Source organism: Paraburkholderia sp. RL17-383-BIF-A (assembly GCF_046028015.1).
In the GTDB taxonomy this organism is placed as follows: Bacteria; Pseudomonadota; Gammaproteobacteria; order Burkholderiales; family Burkholderiaceae; genus Paraburkholderia.
On the sequence record NZ_JARESR010000030.1, the window covers coordinates 1 to 15,227 of the forward strand.

Genomic DNA, 15,227 nt, shown 5'->3' on the forward strand with positions numbered 1-15,227 from the left:
CGCTTTGTCGACTTCTGCAAGCAACGCCTCAGTTTCGTGTGATCGTTTCGGTACCCATACTCGATTCTCATCCTTTCAAATCGCTCAAGCTAAAGCAAAAATAGCTCTTGTAAGAAAATATAAAGCTGCCACAAAAAACAGTTTCGTCCCCTCCCTCAAGCTTCTCCTACGCGCATCGCGTAGTCTCCCTCTGTCTTAACATTCATCTCAAAATACTGTATAAATATACAGTGAAAGATCGTCGACTCATGCTTGCCCGGTGCCGGGCAGGGCGGAGCATTCCCTATTCAAGAGCGTGTCTATGGCAGCAGCGATTCAGCTGGCGACGACCGCGCTGTCGTCTCAATTGCGGCGTCAGGTGTGGCAGGGCAATGAGCTTGCCGAGGCGGATTCGCGCGTGATCTCCAGCGGTTATGCCGCGTTGGATCGGTTATTGCCGGGACAAGGCTGGTCGGCCGGTGGGTTGACGGAATTGTTGATCGAACATGGTGGCGTGGGTGAAGTACGTCTGCTATCTCATGCGCTTTGTCATCTGACGAAGCAAGCCGAGCGGCATGTCATGCTTGTGGCGCCTCCGTATCAACCATGCGCCGCCGCATTGAGGGCTTGGGGCGTCGATGTCGAGCGAGTCTTATGGGTGCGCTCGAGTGAAGACCAGGCCCTGTGGGCCGCCGCTCAGGCCTTGAAGCAAGATGGCATCGGCGCGGTCCTGGTTTGGTTGCCGAATGCGCGCGCCGACAAGGTCCGGCGCCTGCAAGTGGCGGCTCAGGAGTCGGCGTCGCTGGCATTTTTGATCCGGCCTGTCGAGGCAGCCAGGCAATCTTCCCCAGCACCATTGCGAATGATTTGCGAGCCGCTCTTGCCGGCCAATGCGCAGACGATCAACCGTCGTCAATGGCTACAGGAGATCGGTTTGTCGATCGACATCTTCAAGCGCCGGGGGCCGCCGCCAGCTGAACCTCTTCGACTCGTTTTGCCTTTACAAAGCGGTTTGTTGCCGGAAAACGGAGTCGGCAGCCATCAAGGACTCAAGATCAAACATGCTGTGGATCGCAGTCACATTGCCACTCTTGTCACTGGAAGCGGTGAAGCCTCTTATGCCGCTCCCGGATGGTTCGCTCGCGAAGCCGAATCGACGTGAGTCGCGCGACGAGGCAGACCAACCTCACAATGTCGAAGAAATCCGTGAGGGGCGTTGTTACGCATTAGCCGATCATGCGCACATTCTGATGCCGGATTTCGACGCCCTGCGCGCCGGTGTGCAGGCGGGTCAATCGCGTTCCTATGCGTTGGCGTTGACGCCGGAGCTTGAACTGCTTGCCGCCGATCCCGCCCGCGAAACTCAGTCGTTCGAATCAATCGCGCTTGCATTGCTCACGTACACACCGAAAGTGTCTCTCGCCGACGCGCATACCCTGTTGCTCGAAGTCGGTTCGGGGTTGAGATTGTTCGGCGGCTTGCACGCGTTGTTGTCGCGGGTGTCTGCCACGGTGGCGGAGTTCGGCTATACGGCGCGTATTGCCTGTGCGCCGACCGCCTGGGGGGCGTGGCTGTTGGCGCAGGCGCGCTGCGTTCAGCAGGGGCGTCGCTGGCATGTGGTGAAGGAGACTTCACTCGCGCGTGTGCTGGATGGTTTATCCGTATCGCTGCTGCCGGTCACGCCGGCGCATCGCGATGCGTTTTCGCATGTCGGCTGCGCGACGCTGGCCGATTTGCGTCAGTTGCCACGCTCGGGTGTCGTGCGACGTTTCGGCAGCGGAGTTCTGGATCTGCTGGCGCAGGCGTATGGCACGCGTCCGGATCCACGTGAGTCGTTTCGTGCGCCGGCGTCGTTCCACGCGCAACTGGAATTACCCTCGCGGGTCGATAACGCGGATGCCTTGCTGTTCGCCGCGCGTCGGCTGATTGTGCAATTGGCCGGCTGGCTGAGCGCGCATCATGCAGCGCTCAGCGGTTATACGTTGCTGCTCGAGCATGAATTGGCATCCCGTCATGCGCCGAAGACATCTAGCCTGAAGGTTGCCTGGGCCATACCGTCGCGCGATGCAGAGCACCTGATCTGGTTGCTGCGGGAAAAGTTGAATCAGACGGTGCTGGCGGCACCGGTTATCGAGTTGAAGCTGGTTGCGGATCAGATCAGTGAATATGCCGGGCAGTCGGACACGTTGTTTCCCATGCCCGAATCGGACGGCGATTCGATTGCGCGTCTGCTTGAACGCTTGAGCGCGCGGTTGGGGCCGGAGAATGTGCTGCAGATGTCGGTGCGGGACGATCATCGTCCCGAGCGGGCAATGCGCGTCGAAGCCTACCAGGCGCAAGCGTTTTCACGCAAGAAGCGCTCGCCGGCTAAGTCCCGGTCGAAAGTCAAAGCGGACAAAACCTGGCTGACCGATGAGTTGCGGCACGCTGCAGCGGAAAAAAGGCATGAAGACGGCGAGACGGCCACGCAGGCTACGCAAGCAACCCAGGCAACCCAGGCAACCCAGGCAACCCAGGCAACCCGACTCCTATCCAGAACAAATAACGCAAAAAACACCAGCACATCCACACCGCAAGCCGGTAACGCGCAGGCATCCCTCGACTTACCCGACAGCGCGTTGCCTTCTCAACCTCGCCCGGTCTGGATGCTCGATAAGCCGTTGCGCCTGATGATGCGCGACCAGCGGCCGATCTATCGTCGGCCGCTGAAAATGCTCACGCGTACCGAACGGATCGAAGCAGGGTGGTGGGACGGCAACACTGTCGAGCGCGATTACTACGTCGCGGCCGATGACCGCGGTCATATGTTCTGGGTCTACCGCGAACGTCTTAGCGGCGAGTGGTATCTACAAGGTTTGTTCGGCTGAACATCATGCCCCTATCGCCGCCATCGTTCCTTGCGCAGCAGGCACTCGCCACGCATTTGCCGGCGTATGCGGAGTTGCATTGCCTGACTAATTTCTCTTTCCTGCGTGGCGCTTCGCATCCTCATGAGCTCGTCGAGCAGGCGATGTCGCGCGGCTATAGCGCGCTCGCGATCACCGATGAATGTTCGCTGGCAGGCGTCGTTCGAGCTCATACGGCGTTGAGGGAGCTCAAGGACGAGCGGGACCGGCAGCAGAAAGAGCGCGAGGACAAGGCAAAGGCAAAGACGGCGCAATCGAAAGCGCCTTCGGAAGGTACGTCGGAAACCGGAGCAGCAGAACGTGAAACCTCGGAACCCGAGGAACCCGAGGAATCCGAGGCATTAAAACCCCTCCCTCATCTGATCATCGGCAGCGAACTCAATCTGACCGACGATACCGGCGAACCCTTCTGCACCCTGGTTGCGCTAGCAACCAATCGCAACGGTTACGGCAATCTTTCCGAGTTGATCACACTGGCTCGATCGCGCGCGGACAAAGGCAGTTATCGGCTCGGTCCGTCCGACTTTACCGATGCGTTGCCCCATCTTGCACATCTGAAGACGCTGCCCGATTGCATCCTGATGCTCGTGCCGCAACGTACGGCGACGCTCTCGCATACGCTGCGTTGCGCGCATTGGCTTGCATCGTTCGCTGCACAACGGGCGTGGATCGCACTGGAACTCTGGCAGACAGGTAGCGACGATCTTCAGATCGACGCCTTGCGCATGATTTCAAAAGCGAGTGGGTTGCCGTTGGTCGCGGCAGGTGGCGTTCTGATGCATGCGCGATCGCGCAAGCCGTTGCAGGACACGATGACCGCCATCGGCCTCGTCACGCCGCTATCGGCGTGCGGTCACGCGCTCGAAGCGAATGCGGAGCGGCATATGCGTACGCGTGTACGGCTCGGCAAACTGTATCCGCGCGATACGCTGGAAGAAACGCTGCGTATCGCTGCGCTATGCCGCTTCTCGCTCGATGAACTCAAGTATGAGTATCCCGAGGAACTGGTGCCCGCCGGCGAGTCGCCATCGAGTTATCTGCGCAAGCTGGTCATGGCCGGCGCGATGGAGCGCTGGCCCAAAGGCATGGACCTGAAGCGAATCGGTCAGATCGAAAAAGAGTTGGCACTGATCGCCGATCTGAAATACGAAAAGTATTTTCTGACGGTGCACGATATCGTGAGTTTCGCGCGCTCCAGAAACATTCTCTGTCAGGGGCGAGGCTCGGCGGCGAATTCGATCGTCTGTTACTGCCTGCATGTGACGGAAATCGATCCGGTGCACATGAACATGCTGATCGAGCGATTCATCTCCCGCGCGCGCAACGAACCGCCTGATATCGACGTCGACTTCGAGCATCAGCGGCGTGAAGAGGTGATCCAATATATCTACACGAAGTATGGCCGCCATCGGGCGGCGCTCACTGCATCGCTGATTACGTATCACGCGCGTAGCGCGCTAAAGGATGTGGGCAAGGCGCTGGGTCTCGAGGCGTCGTTGATCGAGCGGATCAGCAAGTCGCAACAATGGTGGGACGGCACGGATGCGGTCGCCAGATATCTGGCCGAAGCGGGCTTCGACGCCAACTCGCACATCACGCAGAATCTGATTCGCTTGACCAAAGAGTTGCGCGCTTTTCCGCGTCATCTGTCGCAACACGTCGGCGGGTTTGTGATCGCGAAAGACAAGCTGTCGCGGCTCGTGCCGATCGAAAACGCCACGATGAAAGACCGCAGCGTGATCGAATGGGACAAGGACGATATCGACGCGCTCAAGTTGCTGAAAGTCGACGTGCTGGCGCTCGGCATGTTGTCGGCGATCCGGCGCGCGCTGGAGTTCGTCGCATTGAGGCGCGGTTTTCCGAAGTTCAGGGTGCAGGATATTGCGCGCGAGGATCGGGCCGTCTACGAAATGTGCGGCCATGCCGATACGATCGGCGTATTCCAGATCGAATCGCGTGCGCAGCAAAGCATGCTGCCGCGCCTGAAGCCCAACAAGTACTACGATCTCGTGATCGAAGTGGCGATCGTGCGGCCGGGGCCGATTCAGGGCGGCATGGTGCATCCCTATCTGCGCCGCAAGCAGGGGCTCGAACCGGTCGACTACGCGAAGGACGAACTGCGTCCCGTGCTCGAACGTACGCTCGGGGTGCCGATTTTCCAGGAACAGGTGATGCATCTGGCGATGGTTGCGGCCGAATATACCGGTGAGCAGGCCGATCAGTTGCGACGTGCCATGGCCGCATGGCGACGCAGTGGCAATCTTGCGAAGTATCAGAAGGATTTGAACGAGCGGATGCTCAAGCGTGGCTATGAGCCGGCGTTCATCGAGCGCATCTGCAAACAGATTGAAGGCTTCGGCGAGTATGGTTTTCCAGAGAGCCATGCGGCGAGCTTCGCGTTGCTCGTCTATCTCAGCGCGTGGTTGAAGCGCTATGAACCGGCGGCTTTTCTGGCGGGTTTGCTGAACAGTCAACCGCTGGGGTTTTACTCGCCATCGCAACTGGTTCAGGACGCGAAGCGGCACGGCGTCAAGGTATTGCCGCCCGACGTGACTTTGAGCGATTGGGAGTCGACATTCGAGAGGCGCGATCATGAAGGGCAGCGGATCTCCGCGGAAGAGACCTGTTTGCATCGTCAGCAGACCGTACTATCTGCGCAGCAATTGCGCGATCTTTCGCTGCGGCATCTGACGGTCAGCAGAACGATCCGGCGCGCGGCACGGAGATTGACGGCTCGCGTGTTTCAGCCGTCCGGCACCTATGGCGCTCGCGGTCCCGCCGTGCGTATCGGCATGCATCTGATCAAAGGTCTGGCGCAAGGGGCCGCGCAACGCATCATGGCGGCTCGCAACGAGGCGCAGTTTGCCGATGTCGACGATCTGGCGCGCCGCGCGGCCTTGACGCGGCGCGATCTCGAAGCACTTGCCGCGGCGAACGCGCTGGTCAGTATCGCGGGACATCGACGCGAAGCGTGGTGGGCTGTGACGGCGCAGCATACAGTGCCCAAATTGCTACGCGACGCGCCGATCGCCGAAGCGCCGCTGGCATTGCCGCAGGCAGCCGAAAGCCGCGAAATCGTCGACGATTATGCGAGCCTCGGCCTCACGCTCAATCGTCATCCGCTCGCACTATTGCGCGCGCGTCTTGCGCGGCAGCGTTTTCGCACGGCCGCCGAACTCGCCGCCTGTCAGCACGGCACGCTCGCGAGAGCATGCGGCATCGTGACCGTGCGACAACGGCCTGGCACGGCAAATGGCACGGTGTTCGTTTCCATCGAAGACGAGACCGGTTCGATCAACGTGATCGTCTGGCCGTCGTTGGTGGAGAAGCAGCGCAAGGTTTTGCTGGGCGCATCGTTGCTGGCGGTATACGGCGTTTTGCAACGCGACGACGGTGTGGCTACCGGCGGCGACCATGCGGGCCATGACGTTCGCGAAAGTCAGGCAGGCAAGGCGAAACAGAAAAACCGGGGCGAGGTGATCCATCTCGTCGCCCATCGCCTTGAGGACCACAGCGAATGGCTCGGTGAACTGGCGACGGCAAGCCGTGATTTTCACTGAGGCAGGCTTGCCGCAGGCAAGCGCGCCTTAACGCCGGACCGTCGCGCCAGCCGCGTCGTACACATCAGAATACGGCGATCTGGCGTGGCCAGTCTCACCCGCACGACACGACGTTCTACGCGCGCGCGTCACCGTGCCATGGAAAAGCGCTTAACACTTGCCGTATCGCCGTATCGAACGGCGTGCGGCGGCCAATCCCGAGTGCCTCGAGCCGGGTCGAAGCCAGATGGCAGTTATGCGGGCGCGGCGTCGCATCGATCGGCGTGCGTTGCGGTGTCAGGTGCGCGTCGAGTTGCAGCGCCTCGGCAAGGCGAACCGCGATCTCGTACTTGTTCATCGGTTCGTCGCCCGACCATTGCACGATGCCGCGAATTGCGTCACCACGTGCATGCAGTTCGAGCATCTGCCGGATCACGAACGCGACATCCGGCGTGAAGGTGGGATAACGGATCGCCCAGGCATCCATGACCGCAGGTTGGGCAGCCGGCGCAGCCGATGCTGCGATCGCCGGCACGAGGCTCGTCACGGCCGACTCCGCCCAACCGACGATCGGTCCGTACAGCAGCGGCAAGCGCAGTACGCAGCCGAGATCGGTCGATTCAGCCAGCGCGCGCTCACCTTCGAGCTTGCTGCGCCCGTAGGCATTGAGCGGCGCCGGCGCGCAATCGTGCTCGTAGGGCGGGTGCGTGCCGTCGAACACGTAATCGGTGGAGATCGACAGTGTCCATGCGCCGCGCCGGTTTGCCGCCGTGGCAAGGGTGCGCACTGCCTCGACGTTCAGCGCGCGGGCCAGCGCCGGATCATGCTCGCACACGTCCGGCCGGCGCTCCGCCGCGGCAACCACCAGCGCGTCCGGCGCTTCGCGCTCGACGAACTGCTCGACTGCCCGCGCGTCGCGAATGTCCAGCGCGACTGTGCCCGGCGCCGGCCGGCTAAACGATGTGGCCACCACTTGCCAGCCGGCCCGCTGGGTCAGTTCGTCTGCGAGCGCGCGGCCTAGCAGCCCGGAGGCGCCGATGACAGCAACTTTGAACATGCCGTGAACTCGCTTAACGGACTGCGCCGGACGCGTTCGTCGTTGCGCGGCTTGTCACGTTCGTCACCGTGTAGCCGGCTTCGTCGATGGCGGCCTTCAGCGTCTCGGCCGGTTGCGCCGATTCGACCGTCACGCGCCCGGCGCTCAGGTCCACCTGGACTTGCGCGGCTTCATCGTGTTCGCGGATTGCGTTCGTGACCGCCGCGACGCAATGCTGGCAGCTCATACCTTCAACCTGGAATTCGATCGTCATTGGGATTGCCTCGGAAAATGGATAGTGCGCCAGTTGAATTATGCCTGCCGATCCGCAATTGGGTGATGACCTTCCCATTATGGGAAGGTGTAGGATCGACTCTCACACTGGGGAAACGGCCATGAATATCGGCGAAGCGGCCCGCGCGTCGGGCGTCACGGCGAAAATGATTCGCTACTACGAAAGCGTCGGCCTGCTGGCGGCGAAAGCGCGCACGAGTGCCGGCTATCGCGTATACGGCCCGCAGGAGGTTCATTCGCTGCGGTTCATCCGTCAGGCGCGACGGCTCGGCTTTCTGGTCGAAGATATTCGACGGCTGCTGGCGCTGTGGCACGATCGCTCCCGCGCCAGTGTCGAAGTGAAGAAAATTGCGCTGGAACACGTTGCCGACCTTGATCGCCGGATTGCCGAACTGACCGACATGCGCGACACGTTGGCGCACCTGGCCGACCATTGCCACGGCGATGATCGCCCCGATTGTCCAATTATCGAGCGGCTTGCCGACTCCGACCTGGTTGCGGGGCAGGGTTGTCATCCGATTTAATGTCTTGCGACGTCCGGTGCTACCCGAAGGCTGCGTTAGGTGGCGCCCGAGTGGGTTAAGCACCAATGTTGTGCTTCAAAATAAGGGGCGAGATCAGACATGACAAAAAGTCGAGTTGAATTCAGCAAAATCAATAAGTTGCACGCACCATGCTCGTGCACCATTCCAAAACGGAATGCACGTCATGCGGGCATTTCACTAGCATGGTTGCACCATAGGTCTATAATCCGGGTTAACCCTTTTACGGGAAATCCCTGATGCCCAATCCACCGGGGATTCAATCTGATCCTTGGAGAACATCATGTTTGCATACGTACTTGAAAAGCTGAGCACCTGGTTTGAAACTGCTGAACGCACCCGTCGTGAAGAGTACCTGGCGTCGTCTTCGGATATCGTCCAGCTCGAACAGCGCATCCGTTCGCTCGAAACCGGCGGCTACTCGCTGTAAGTTTCAAATGCATCAAGTGTGACCCGGTAGCGCTATTGCGCGGCCATGGCAGTAAAGTGTTGAGCCCCGTCTATGCGGGGCTTTGTCACATTTGGGCTTTGAAAATTCAGGTCGGGCGGCGCCCGGAAGCTACTCGTGGCGAATATCGACTAGCTTCGTAGCTACCGTCGCGGTAAGGTAAAGCGTTTCCTGCGCAATCCGGCTTCTCAAACTCAACCGGCCCGCTCATGCCATCTGCCCGCCAGCACCAATTACTCCTGGTCTTGACCATTGCAGCCTCCCTGGCAATGGTTTTTGCCGCGTCGAGCGCTTCTGCTGTGTCGGCCAACACGCGTAAGCCGGTGATTCTCGACTCCCAAAACGGTATCAGCGACGGTCAGAGCGGAACCGTGCTCCAGACCGCGCCGCTTTCACGGCAGCCAATCGTCGAAGCGCAGCCCATCGCGACACCGACCGAATTGGCGCCGAACTCGTCGATCCCGATCGTGGTTGCGCCTTATATCCCGCTGCCCGTAGGCGGGGCCACGTCGCGGCCAACTCAGCCACAGCCACAGCCTCATCCAGCGCCTCGTTCGCAATAAGCGCTCGCGCGCGATTGTTGCCGGCGGTTCTTCTTCACCTCCACTAATGCCTCGGTGAGCGGCTATTGCGCGGGCCACCGGGAGGACGCTCGCGGCAACACCTGTGCTTTCGAGCCAGTGACGAGCCCTCGTGGCCCGCGCCATTGGGGTTTGGGCGCATGGCGCGGGCGAAACCGTCCGACGACAATCATCGCGCGGTCTTTCGCCGGCGGCTCTGGCCATGCATCGATCGCGCGGTTGCCGAATTGAACGAAAAACAGAATAAGGAGACATTGAATGCCGACTTACTGGATGCGACAGGCCGCCAGCGCCTGCGTCACGCTGCTTGCGCTGGCCACGCTGCCTGCCGCCGCGCTCGCCAAAGAGACACCGGAAAAGCCTGCGCTGACGATGGCCGTCGGTGGTCTGCCGGGTCTCTACTATCTGCCGGTACTCGCCGCGCAACAGCTGGGCTACTTCAAGGACGAAGGCCTCGATGTCACGCTCGAAGACTTCGCGGGTGGATCGAAAGCGCTGGAAGCGGTGGTGGGCGGTAGTGCCGACGTGGGCGCGGGCGCATTCGAGCACACGCTGTTCATGCAGGAGAAAGGGCAGCACTACCGGGCCTTCGCATTGATGGGGCGCGCGCCGCAGATCGTTGTCGCGGTGCTGAAGTCGAAGGCGGATCAACTCAAGACGATGGCGGACTTCAAAGGCGCGAAAGTCGGGGTGAGTGCGCCGGGTTCGTCGACGGATCTCGTGCTCACCGTGGCTTTGCGCAAAGCGGGCGTGCAGCGCAACGAGATATCGGCGATCGGTGTGGGCAGCGGCGCCTCGGTGCTCGCGGCAGTGAGCGGCGGGCAGATCGACGCGCTTTCCAACGTCGATCCGATGATGACCAAACTGGCTCGCACCGGCGCGATCAAAATACTGGTGGATACGCGCACGGTGAAGGGTACCCAAGAGGTGTTCGGCGGGACGATGCCGGCGGCGACGCTTTATGCGTCGGACAGTTTCATCCAGAAGTATCCGAAGACTACCCAGGCGCTCGCCAATGCAATCGTGCGCGCGGATCATTGGCTGCAGACCGCGAGCGATGCGGATCTGCTGAAAATGGTGCCGCCGGCCTATCTGCTCAACGACCCGGCGCTCTATGTGGAGGCTTTCCACAATGTGCGCGACGCCTACTCCCCGGACGGACTGATGCCCGCGGACGGCCCGGCGACCTCGTTACGCGCGCTGTCCTCGTTCGATACCCGGCTCGACCCGAAAAAGATCGACCTGAACGCGACCTATACCAACGACTTCGCCCACAAGGCCGCGGCGCAGCTCAAGTAGGCGGGAATGACGGAGCGGGCAGCCGGCTCTGCGCGCGATATTTGCGCGTGACCGGCGACAGGGCCCACGTGGCTCGGCGAGCTACTCGCGCTTGCAGCGCGCGCCGAGCAACTACTCAGTCGCCGCGATACTCGACCTTGAACTGTGCGGCCTTGTCTTGGCCGAGCACCTTGACGAGCCAGGGCATCTGGTCTTTCAGTGTTTTCGCCAGCGTGTACGGCGGGTTCAGGATGAACATGCCGCTGCCGAAAAGTCCAAAACCGTCTTCCGGCGGGTTGCTGACCGTTAAGCTCACGTGGAGCCAGTTACGCTCCTGCAGTTTCTTCAACTGATCGGGGAAACGCTGCGATTCAGGGCGCCTCACTTGCGGATACCAGATGGCATACGTGCCGGTCGGGAAACGCTTCAGGCTTTCTTCCACGCTGCGCAACGTGCGCGTGTAGTCGCGCTTGTCCTCATACGAAGGATCGAGCAAGACCAGCGCGCGCCGTGGCGCCGGCGGCAGCAAGGCGAGAATGCCTTCGAAGCCGTCGCCCGCATACAGCATGGCGCGGCGGCCTGCGTCGCGGAAATTGTGGCGCAGCACGTCGATCTCGGTGGTGTGCAGTTCGAACAGACGCATGCGGTCCTGTTCACGCATCTGCCGCCACGCGATATACGGCGAGCCGGGATAAAAGCGCAACTGGCCGTCCGGATTGAGCGCGCTCACTTCGTCGACGTAGTCGGCGAAGATGGGCGGCAGATCGTTGCGCTCCCACAATCTGGCAATGCCGGTCTGGAATTCGCCGGTTTTGGTCGCGTAACCTTCCTTCAGCGAATAGACACCGGCGCCCGCGTGCGTGTCGATATACCAGTAGGATTTGTCCTTCTGACCGAGGTAGCGCAGGAGTTGCAATACGACGGCGTGTTTCAGAACGTCGGCGTGATTGCCTGCATGAAAGGCGTGGCGGTAGCTGAGCATGATGAGGAGACGCTGAAAGAGGGCGTGCCGCTCCAAGGCGGATTCGGCGCTGCAGATGCACTGCGGCTGCACAGCGGGCATATGGCGCCGGTGTGCAGCGCGGTCGCGTATTGTACGCGAGGCCGCGTTGCGCACCGGCGCTTTGCAGTGAGTGCCGCGTAACACGTTACTGGCTGCGATCCGCCGGATCCATGTTACGCGTTCAGTGGCCGGCCCTGTCAGTCGTGCGCGTCGCCGATAATTGCCTCGATCCGCTCCTTGATCTCAGGCGTGATCCGCTCGGCCACTTCGGCGGACTTCATGTTTTCGCCGATCTGTTCGACCCGCGACGCCCCCGTGATTACCGTGCTGACATGGGGATTCTTCAGAATCCAGCCTATCGCGAGCTGGCCGACCGTGCAGCCTAACTCGTCAGCCACTTCGCCGAGCTTGCCGACCACGTCGTTCTTGCCCGCGTCGGTGACCTGCTTGCGCAGCCAGTCGTAGCCTTGCAATTGCGCGCGGCTGTCGGCCGGCACGCCGTCGCGGTATTTGCCGGTCAGCAGGCCGGACGCAAGCGGGCTCCAGGTGGTCAGGCCAAGGCCGATATCCTCATAGAGCCGCTTGTATTCCTGCTCGACGCGGTTGCGGTGGAACAGGTTGTATTGCGGCTGCTCCATGACCGGCTTGTGCAGATGGTGCCGTTCCGCAATGTCATAAGCGGCGCGGATTTCATCGGCGCTCCATTCGGACGTGCCCCAGTACAGCGCCTTGCCGCGAGTGATCATGTCGCTCATGGCCCAGACGGTTTCCTCCACCGGCGTGTTCGGGTCCGGACGATGACAGAACACCAGATCGACATAGTCGAGTTGCAGACGTTTGAGCGACGAATCGATCGCGTTCAGAAGATATTTGCGGTTCAGCGTGTGGTACTGGTTCGGCGCTTCCGCGAGCCCCCAGAAAAATTTTGTCGACACCACATAGCTCACGCGCGGCCACGCCAATTCTTTGAGCGCCTGCCCCATGATTTCTTCGGATTGGCCGCCGGCATACACCTCGGCGTTGTCGAAGAAGTTGACTCCCGCGTCACGTGCGGCCGCCAGCGATTCACGTGCAGCGCGGCTGTCGACCTGATTGCCGTAGGTGACCCACGAGCCGATGGACAGTTCGCTGACTTGCAGGCCGGAGCGGCCCAGACGTCGATAATTCATGCATTCCTCCTTGTTGGTGATGCCACCGGAATCCCGCTGAAAACGTCCAGTTTAAAGAGATAAGTTGCAATATGCTTTTTACCGATGGAGTTCACACGGTTCATGCACAATAGCAGCGTTGGCCGCAGTGCAGCATTCGGCCGAACGGTCTATACCGTTCGGCCGACTTCACGCCGCCCGCGGCCCGTGGTCTCATTGCTCATTAACTGCATGGAGGTTCTGGATGTCTTCACTGAACACAAATCTGAATGGCAAAGTCGCGGTGGTGACCGGCGCGGCAAGCGGCATCGGCAAGCAGATCGCGCTGACCTTATCCGCAGCGGGCGCGGCCGTCGCGATCGCCGACCTGAACCAGGACGGGGCGAATGCCGTCGCTGAAGAAATCAAAAAGGGCGGCGGCAAGGCAATCGGCGTGGCGATGGACGTCACGAATGAAGACGCCGTCAACCAGGGCATCGACAAGGTCGCCGCGGAACTCGGCTCGGTCGATATTCTCATTTCCAACGCCGGCATTCAGATCGTCAATCCGATCGAAAACTATTCGTTTTCAGACTGGAAGAAGATGCAGGCGATCCACGTGGACGGCGCCTTCCTGACCACCAAGGCAGCGCTCAAGCATATGTACAAGGACGATCGCGGCGGCATCGTGATCTACATGGGTTCGGTCCACTCGCATGAAGCGTCGCCGCTCAAGTCGGCTTATGTGACGGCAAAGCACGCATTGCTGGGCCTCTCGCGTGTGCTCGCGAAGGAAGGCGCAAAGCACAACGTGCGCTCGCATGTGGTGTGTCCCGGCTTCGTCCGTACGCCGCTCGTCGACAAGCAGATTCCGGAGCAGGCCAAGGAACTGGGCATCAGCGAAGAAGAGGTGGTGAAGCGTGTCATGCTGGGCGGTACGGTCGACGGCATCTTCACCACGGTGGAAGACGTCGCGCAGACCGTGCTGTTCCTGTCGACCTTCCCGACGGCAGCGCTGACCGGGCAGTCCTTCATTGTGAGTCACGGCTGGTATATGCAATAAGGAGGCACCCATGGCGCAACGCAATCTCAAGCGGGCGCGCGTCGCCGCGCCCGGCGACGGGGAAGGCGAGGGCGCCGGTCCGGCGCCCGCTGAGCACCTGGGCCGGCACGTCCATCTGCCTGACTACGAAACCGTTGCGCTGATGCTGCAAGGCGGCGGTGCGTTGGGTGCCTACCAGGCCGGTGTCTTCCAGGGGCTTCACGAAGCCGGCATCGAGCCGAACTGGCTGGCCGGCATTTCGATCGGCGCGTTGAACACCGCCATCATTGCGGGCAATCCGCCGGAGAAGCGCGTCGAGCGGTTGTTGAAATTCTGGGAGACGATCTGCCAGCCGGCTTTCGGCCCGCCGTTGCCGGCATTTATCGAGCACGCGCTTTTCAACTCCAGCGAAGCCGTGCGCAAAGCGTTCACGGCAACGCAGGCAATGGGTGCCATCGTCGAGGGGCAGAAGGGCTTTTTCGTGCCCCGCTTCCCACCGCCGTTGCCCACGGTGTCCGGGCCGCCGCAACAGGCGAGTTATTACGACACCACGCCGCTAAAAGCCACGCTGGAAGCGCTTTGCGATTTCGACCGGATCAATTCGCGCGAAATGCGCGTTTCGGTGGGCGCGGTGAATTGCGGCTCGGGGAATTTCGCGTACTTCGACAACACGCACACCACACTGAGGCCCGAGCACTTCATGGCCTCAGGTGCGCTGCCTCCAGGGTTCGCGGCGGTCGAGATCGACGGCCAGTTTTACTGGGACGGCGGTTTGATGTCGAATACGCCGCTCTATGAGGTGATCCAGTCCACACCGCGCCGCGACACGCTCGCGTTTCAGGTCGATCTCTGGAGTGCGATCGGACCTGTGCCGGACAACATCACCGATGTCCAGGGGCGTATGAAAGACATCCAGTATTCGAGCCGCACGCGTCTCGTGACCGACATGCTGCAACGGTCGCAGCGTTTCCGGCACGTGTTGCGCGAGGTGCTGGAACGCGTGCCGTCGGACCAGCGTGACGATCCGTGGTGCAAACTCGCGGAAGATCTGTCGTGTTCGAAGCGCTACAACGTGATTCACCTCATCTACCGCGAGAAGGAATACGAAGGGCACTACAAGGACTTTCAGTTCGGACTGTCGACGATGCGTGAACATTGGCAAAGCGGTCTGGAGGACATTCGTCGTTCGCTCGCGCAACCGGATTGGCTCGACATGCCGAATAACGACGCAGGCTTTGTCACGCACGATATCCATCGGGATTCGCGCTGAAGAGCGGCGGGTCCGGGCGGCGCGCGCAATAGAGGTGGATCTCTGTCGTCGCGGCAAGTCATGATGCATCGCAAACGTCTCGGCTCACGTCGCAAGTAACAGGCAATCAGGCACAAAAAAACGGCGCCCCGAAAGGGCGCCGTTTCCACAAGCAAGTTCAAGCAGAGCGCGTGCAATGAATG

The 15,227-nt window shown here is 61.0% G+C and carries 13 protein-coding genes; 9 read left to right on the forward strand and 4 right to left on the reverse strand.

What is annotated here, in order from left to right:
* Positions 1 to 301: 301 nt before the first annotated feature.
* Genes imuA through P0D71_RS27450 form a run of 3 tightly spaced genes read left to right on the forward strand, consistent with a single transcriptional unit; the run spans position 302 to position 6,445 of the window.
* Positions 302 to 1,141 (forward strand): translesion DNA synthesis-associated protein ImuA, encoded by an 840-nt coding sequence (imuA, locus tag P0D71_RS27440; RefSeq protein ID WP_408187016.1) that lies wholly within the window; start codon positions 302 to 304, stop codon positions 1,139 to 1,141.
* Complete coding sequence (locus P0D71_RS27445) at positions 1,041 to 2,846, forward strand: Y-family DNA polymerase (RefSeq protein ID WP_408483073.1); 1,806 nt, start codon at positions 1,041 to 1,043, stop codon at positions 2,844 to 2,846. Before imuA ends, P0D71_RS27445 begins: the two co-directional genes overlap by 101 nt.
* 5 nt (positions 2,847 to 2,851) lie before the next feature.
* The gene (locus P0D71_RS27450; protein WP_408483074.1) at positions 2,852 to 6,445 is read left to right on the forward strand and encodes an error-prone DNA polymerase; all 3,594 of its coding nucleotides are present in this window, start codon (positions 2,852 to 2,854) and stop codon (positions 6,443 to 6,445) included.
* A gap of 115 nt (positions 6,446 to 6,560) precedes the next feature.
* Here P0D71_RS27450 and P0D71_RS27455 read toward each other — a convergent pair whose 3' ends face one another.
* Entirely contained in the window at positions 6,561 to 7,481 is a 921-nt protein-coding gene (locus tag P0D71_RS27455; protein WP_408483075.1) for a dTDP-4-dehydrorhamnose reductase family protein, read from the reverse strand.
* Between the two features lie 13 nt (positions 7,482 to 7,494).
* Entirely contained in the window at positions 7,495 to 7,734 is a 240-nt protein-coding gene (locus tag P0D71_RS27460) for a heavy-metal-associated domain-containing protein (RefSeq protein ID WP_091795691.1), read from the reverse strand.
* Between the two features lie 121 nt (positions 7,735 to 7,855).
* Between P0D71_RS27460 and cueR the strand changes: the two genes are divergently transcribed.
* The 4 genes from cueR to P0D71_RS27480 all read left to right on the forward strand — a co-directional run bounded on the left by cueR (position 7,856) and on the right by P0D71_RS27480 (position 10,624).
* Positions 7,856 to 8,278 carry a Cu(I)-responsive transcriptional regulator gene (cueR, locus tag P0D71_RS27465; protein ID WP_408187018.1) on the forward strand — a complete coding sequence of 141 codons (423 nt, stop codon included), beginning with the start codon at positions 7,856 to 7,858 and terminating at the stop codon, positions 8,276 to 8,278.
* 301 nt (positions 8,279 to 8,579) lie between these two features.
* Positions 8,580 to 8,726, forward strand: coding sequence for a DUF3563 family protein (locus P0D71_RS27470; protein WP_091795685.1), 147 nt, complete (start codon positions 8,580 to 8,582; stop codon positions 8,724 to 8,726).
* Between the two features lie 227 nt (positions 8,727 to 8,953).
* Positions 8,954 to 9,307, forward strand: coding sequence for a hypothetical protein (locus P0D71_RS27475; protein WP_408483076.1), 354 nt, complete (start codon positions 8,954 to 8,956; stop codon positions 9,305 to 9,307).
* A 276-nt stretch (positions 9,308 to 9,583) separates the two neighbouring features.
* Positions 9,584 to 10,624, forward strand: coding sequence for an ABC transporter substrate-binding protein (locus P0D71_RS27480; RefSeq protein ID WP_408187011.1), 1,041 nt, complete (start codon positions 9,584 to 9,586; stop codon positions 10,622 to 10,624).
* Positions 10,625 to 10,739: 115 nt separating this feature from the next.
* On the opposite strand, the gene P0D71_RS27485 is transcribed toward P0D71_RS27480, so the two are convergent.
* Positions 10,740 to 11,585, reverse strand: a complete 846-nt coding sequence (locus P0D71_RS27485) for a 23S rRNA (adenine(2030)-N(6))-methyltransferase RlmJ (protein ID WP_408483077.1) — start codon at positions 11,583 to 11,585, stop codon at positions 10,740 to 10,742.
* 218 nt (positions 11,586 to 11,803) lie between these two features.
* A complete protein-coding gene (locus P0D71_RS27490) occupies positions 11,804 to 12,775 on the reverse strand; it encodes a potassium channel beta subunit family protein (protein ID WP_091795676.1) in 972 nt (323 codons plus the stop codon).
* A gap of 223 nt (positions 12,776 to 12,998) precedes the next feature.
* Between P0D71_RS27490 and P0D71_RS27495 the strand changes: the two genes are divergently transcribed.
* Complete coding sequence (locus P0D71_RS27495) at positions 12,999 to 13,796, forward strand: 3-hydroxybutyrate dehydrogenase (protein ID WP_091795673.1); 798 nt, start codon at positions 12,999 to 13,001, stop codon at positions 13,794 to 13,796.
* 10 nt (positions 13,797 to 13,806) lie between these two features.
* Positions 13,807 to 15,045 (forward strand): DUF3734 domain-containing protein, encoded by a 1,239-nt coding sequence (locus P0D71_RS27500; protein ID WP_091795671.1) that lies wholly within the window; start codon positions 13,807 to 13,809, stop codon positions 15,043 to 15,045.
* The last annotated feature ends 182 nt before the right edge of the window (positions 15,046 to 15,227 follow it).

What these genes read in the sequence shown, in the direction of transcription:
- imuA (WP_408187016.1), top strand. Translation starts at nt 302, where the DNA reads ATGGCAGCAGCGATTCAGCTGGCGACGACCGCGCTGTCGTCTCAATTG.
- P0D71_RS27445 (WP_408483073.1), top strand. Translation starts at nt 1,041, where the DNA reads ATGCTGTGGATCGCAGTCACATTGCCACTCTTGTCACTGGAAGCGGTG.
- P0D71_RS27450 (WP_408483074.1), top strand. Translation starts at nt 2,852, where the DNA reads ATGCCCCTATCGCCGCCATCGTTCCTTGCGCAGCAGGCACTCGCCACG.
- P0D71_RS27455 (WP_408483075.1), bottom strand. Translation starts at nt 7,481, where the DNA reads ATGTTCAAAGTTGCTGTCATCGGCGCCTCCGGGCTGCTAGGCCGCGCG.
- P0D71_RS27460 (WP_091795691.1), bottom strand. Translation starts at nt 7,734, where the DNA reads ATGACGATCGAATTCCAGGTTGAAGGTATGAGCTGCCAGCATTGCGTC.
- cueR (WP_408187018.1), top strand. Translation starts at nt 7,856, where the DNA reads ATGAATATCGGCGAAGCGGCCCGCGCGTCGGGCGTCACGGCGAAAATG.
- P0D71_RS27470 (WP_091795685.1), top strand. Translation starts at nt 8,580, where the DNA reads ATGTTTGCATACGTACTTGAAAAGCTGAGCACCTGGTTTGAAACTGCT.
- P0D71_RS27475 (WP_408483076.1), top strand. Translation starts at nt 8,954, where the DNA reads ATGCCATCTGCCCGCCAGCACCAATTACTCCTGGTCTTGACCATTGCA.
- P0D71_RS27480 (WP_408187011.1), top strand. Translation starts at nt 9,584, where the DNA reads ATGCCGACTTACTGGATGCGACAGGCCGCCAGCGCCTGCGTCACGCTG.
- P0D71_RS27485 (WP_408483077.1), bottom strand. Translation starts at nt 11,585, where the DNA reads ATGCTCAGCTACCGCCACGCCTTTCATGCAGGCAATCACGCCGACGTT.
- P0D71_RS27490 (WP_091795676.1), bottom strand. Translation starts at nt 12,775, where the DNA reads ATGAATTATCGACGTCTGGGCCGCTCCGGCCTGCAAGTCAGCGAACTG.
- P0D71_RS27495 (WP_091795673.1), top strand. Translation starts at nt 12,999, where the DNA reads ATGTCTTCACTGAACACAAATCTGAATGGCAAAGTCGCGGTGGTGACC.
- P0D71_RS27500 (WP_091795671.1), top strand. Translation starts at nt 13,807, where the DNA reads ATGGCGCAACGCAATCTCAAGCGGGCGCGCGTCGCCGCGCCCGGCGAC.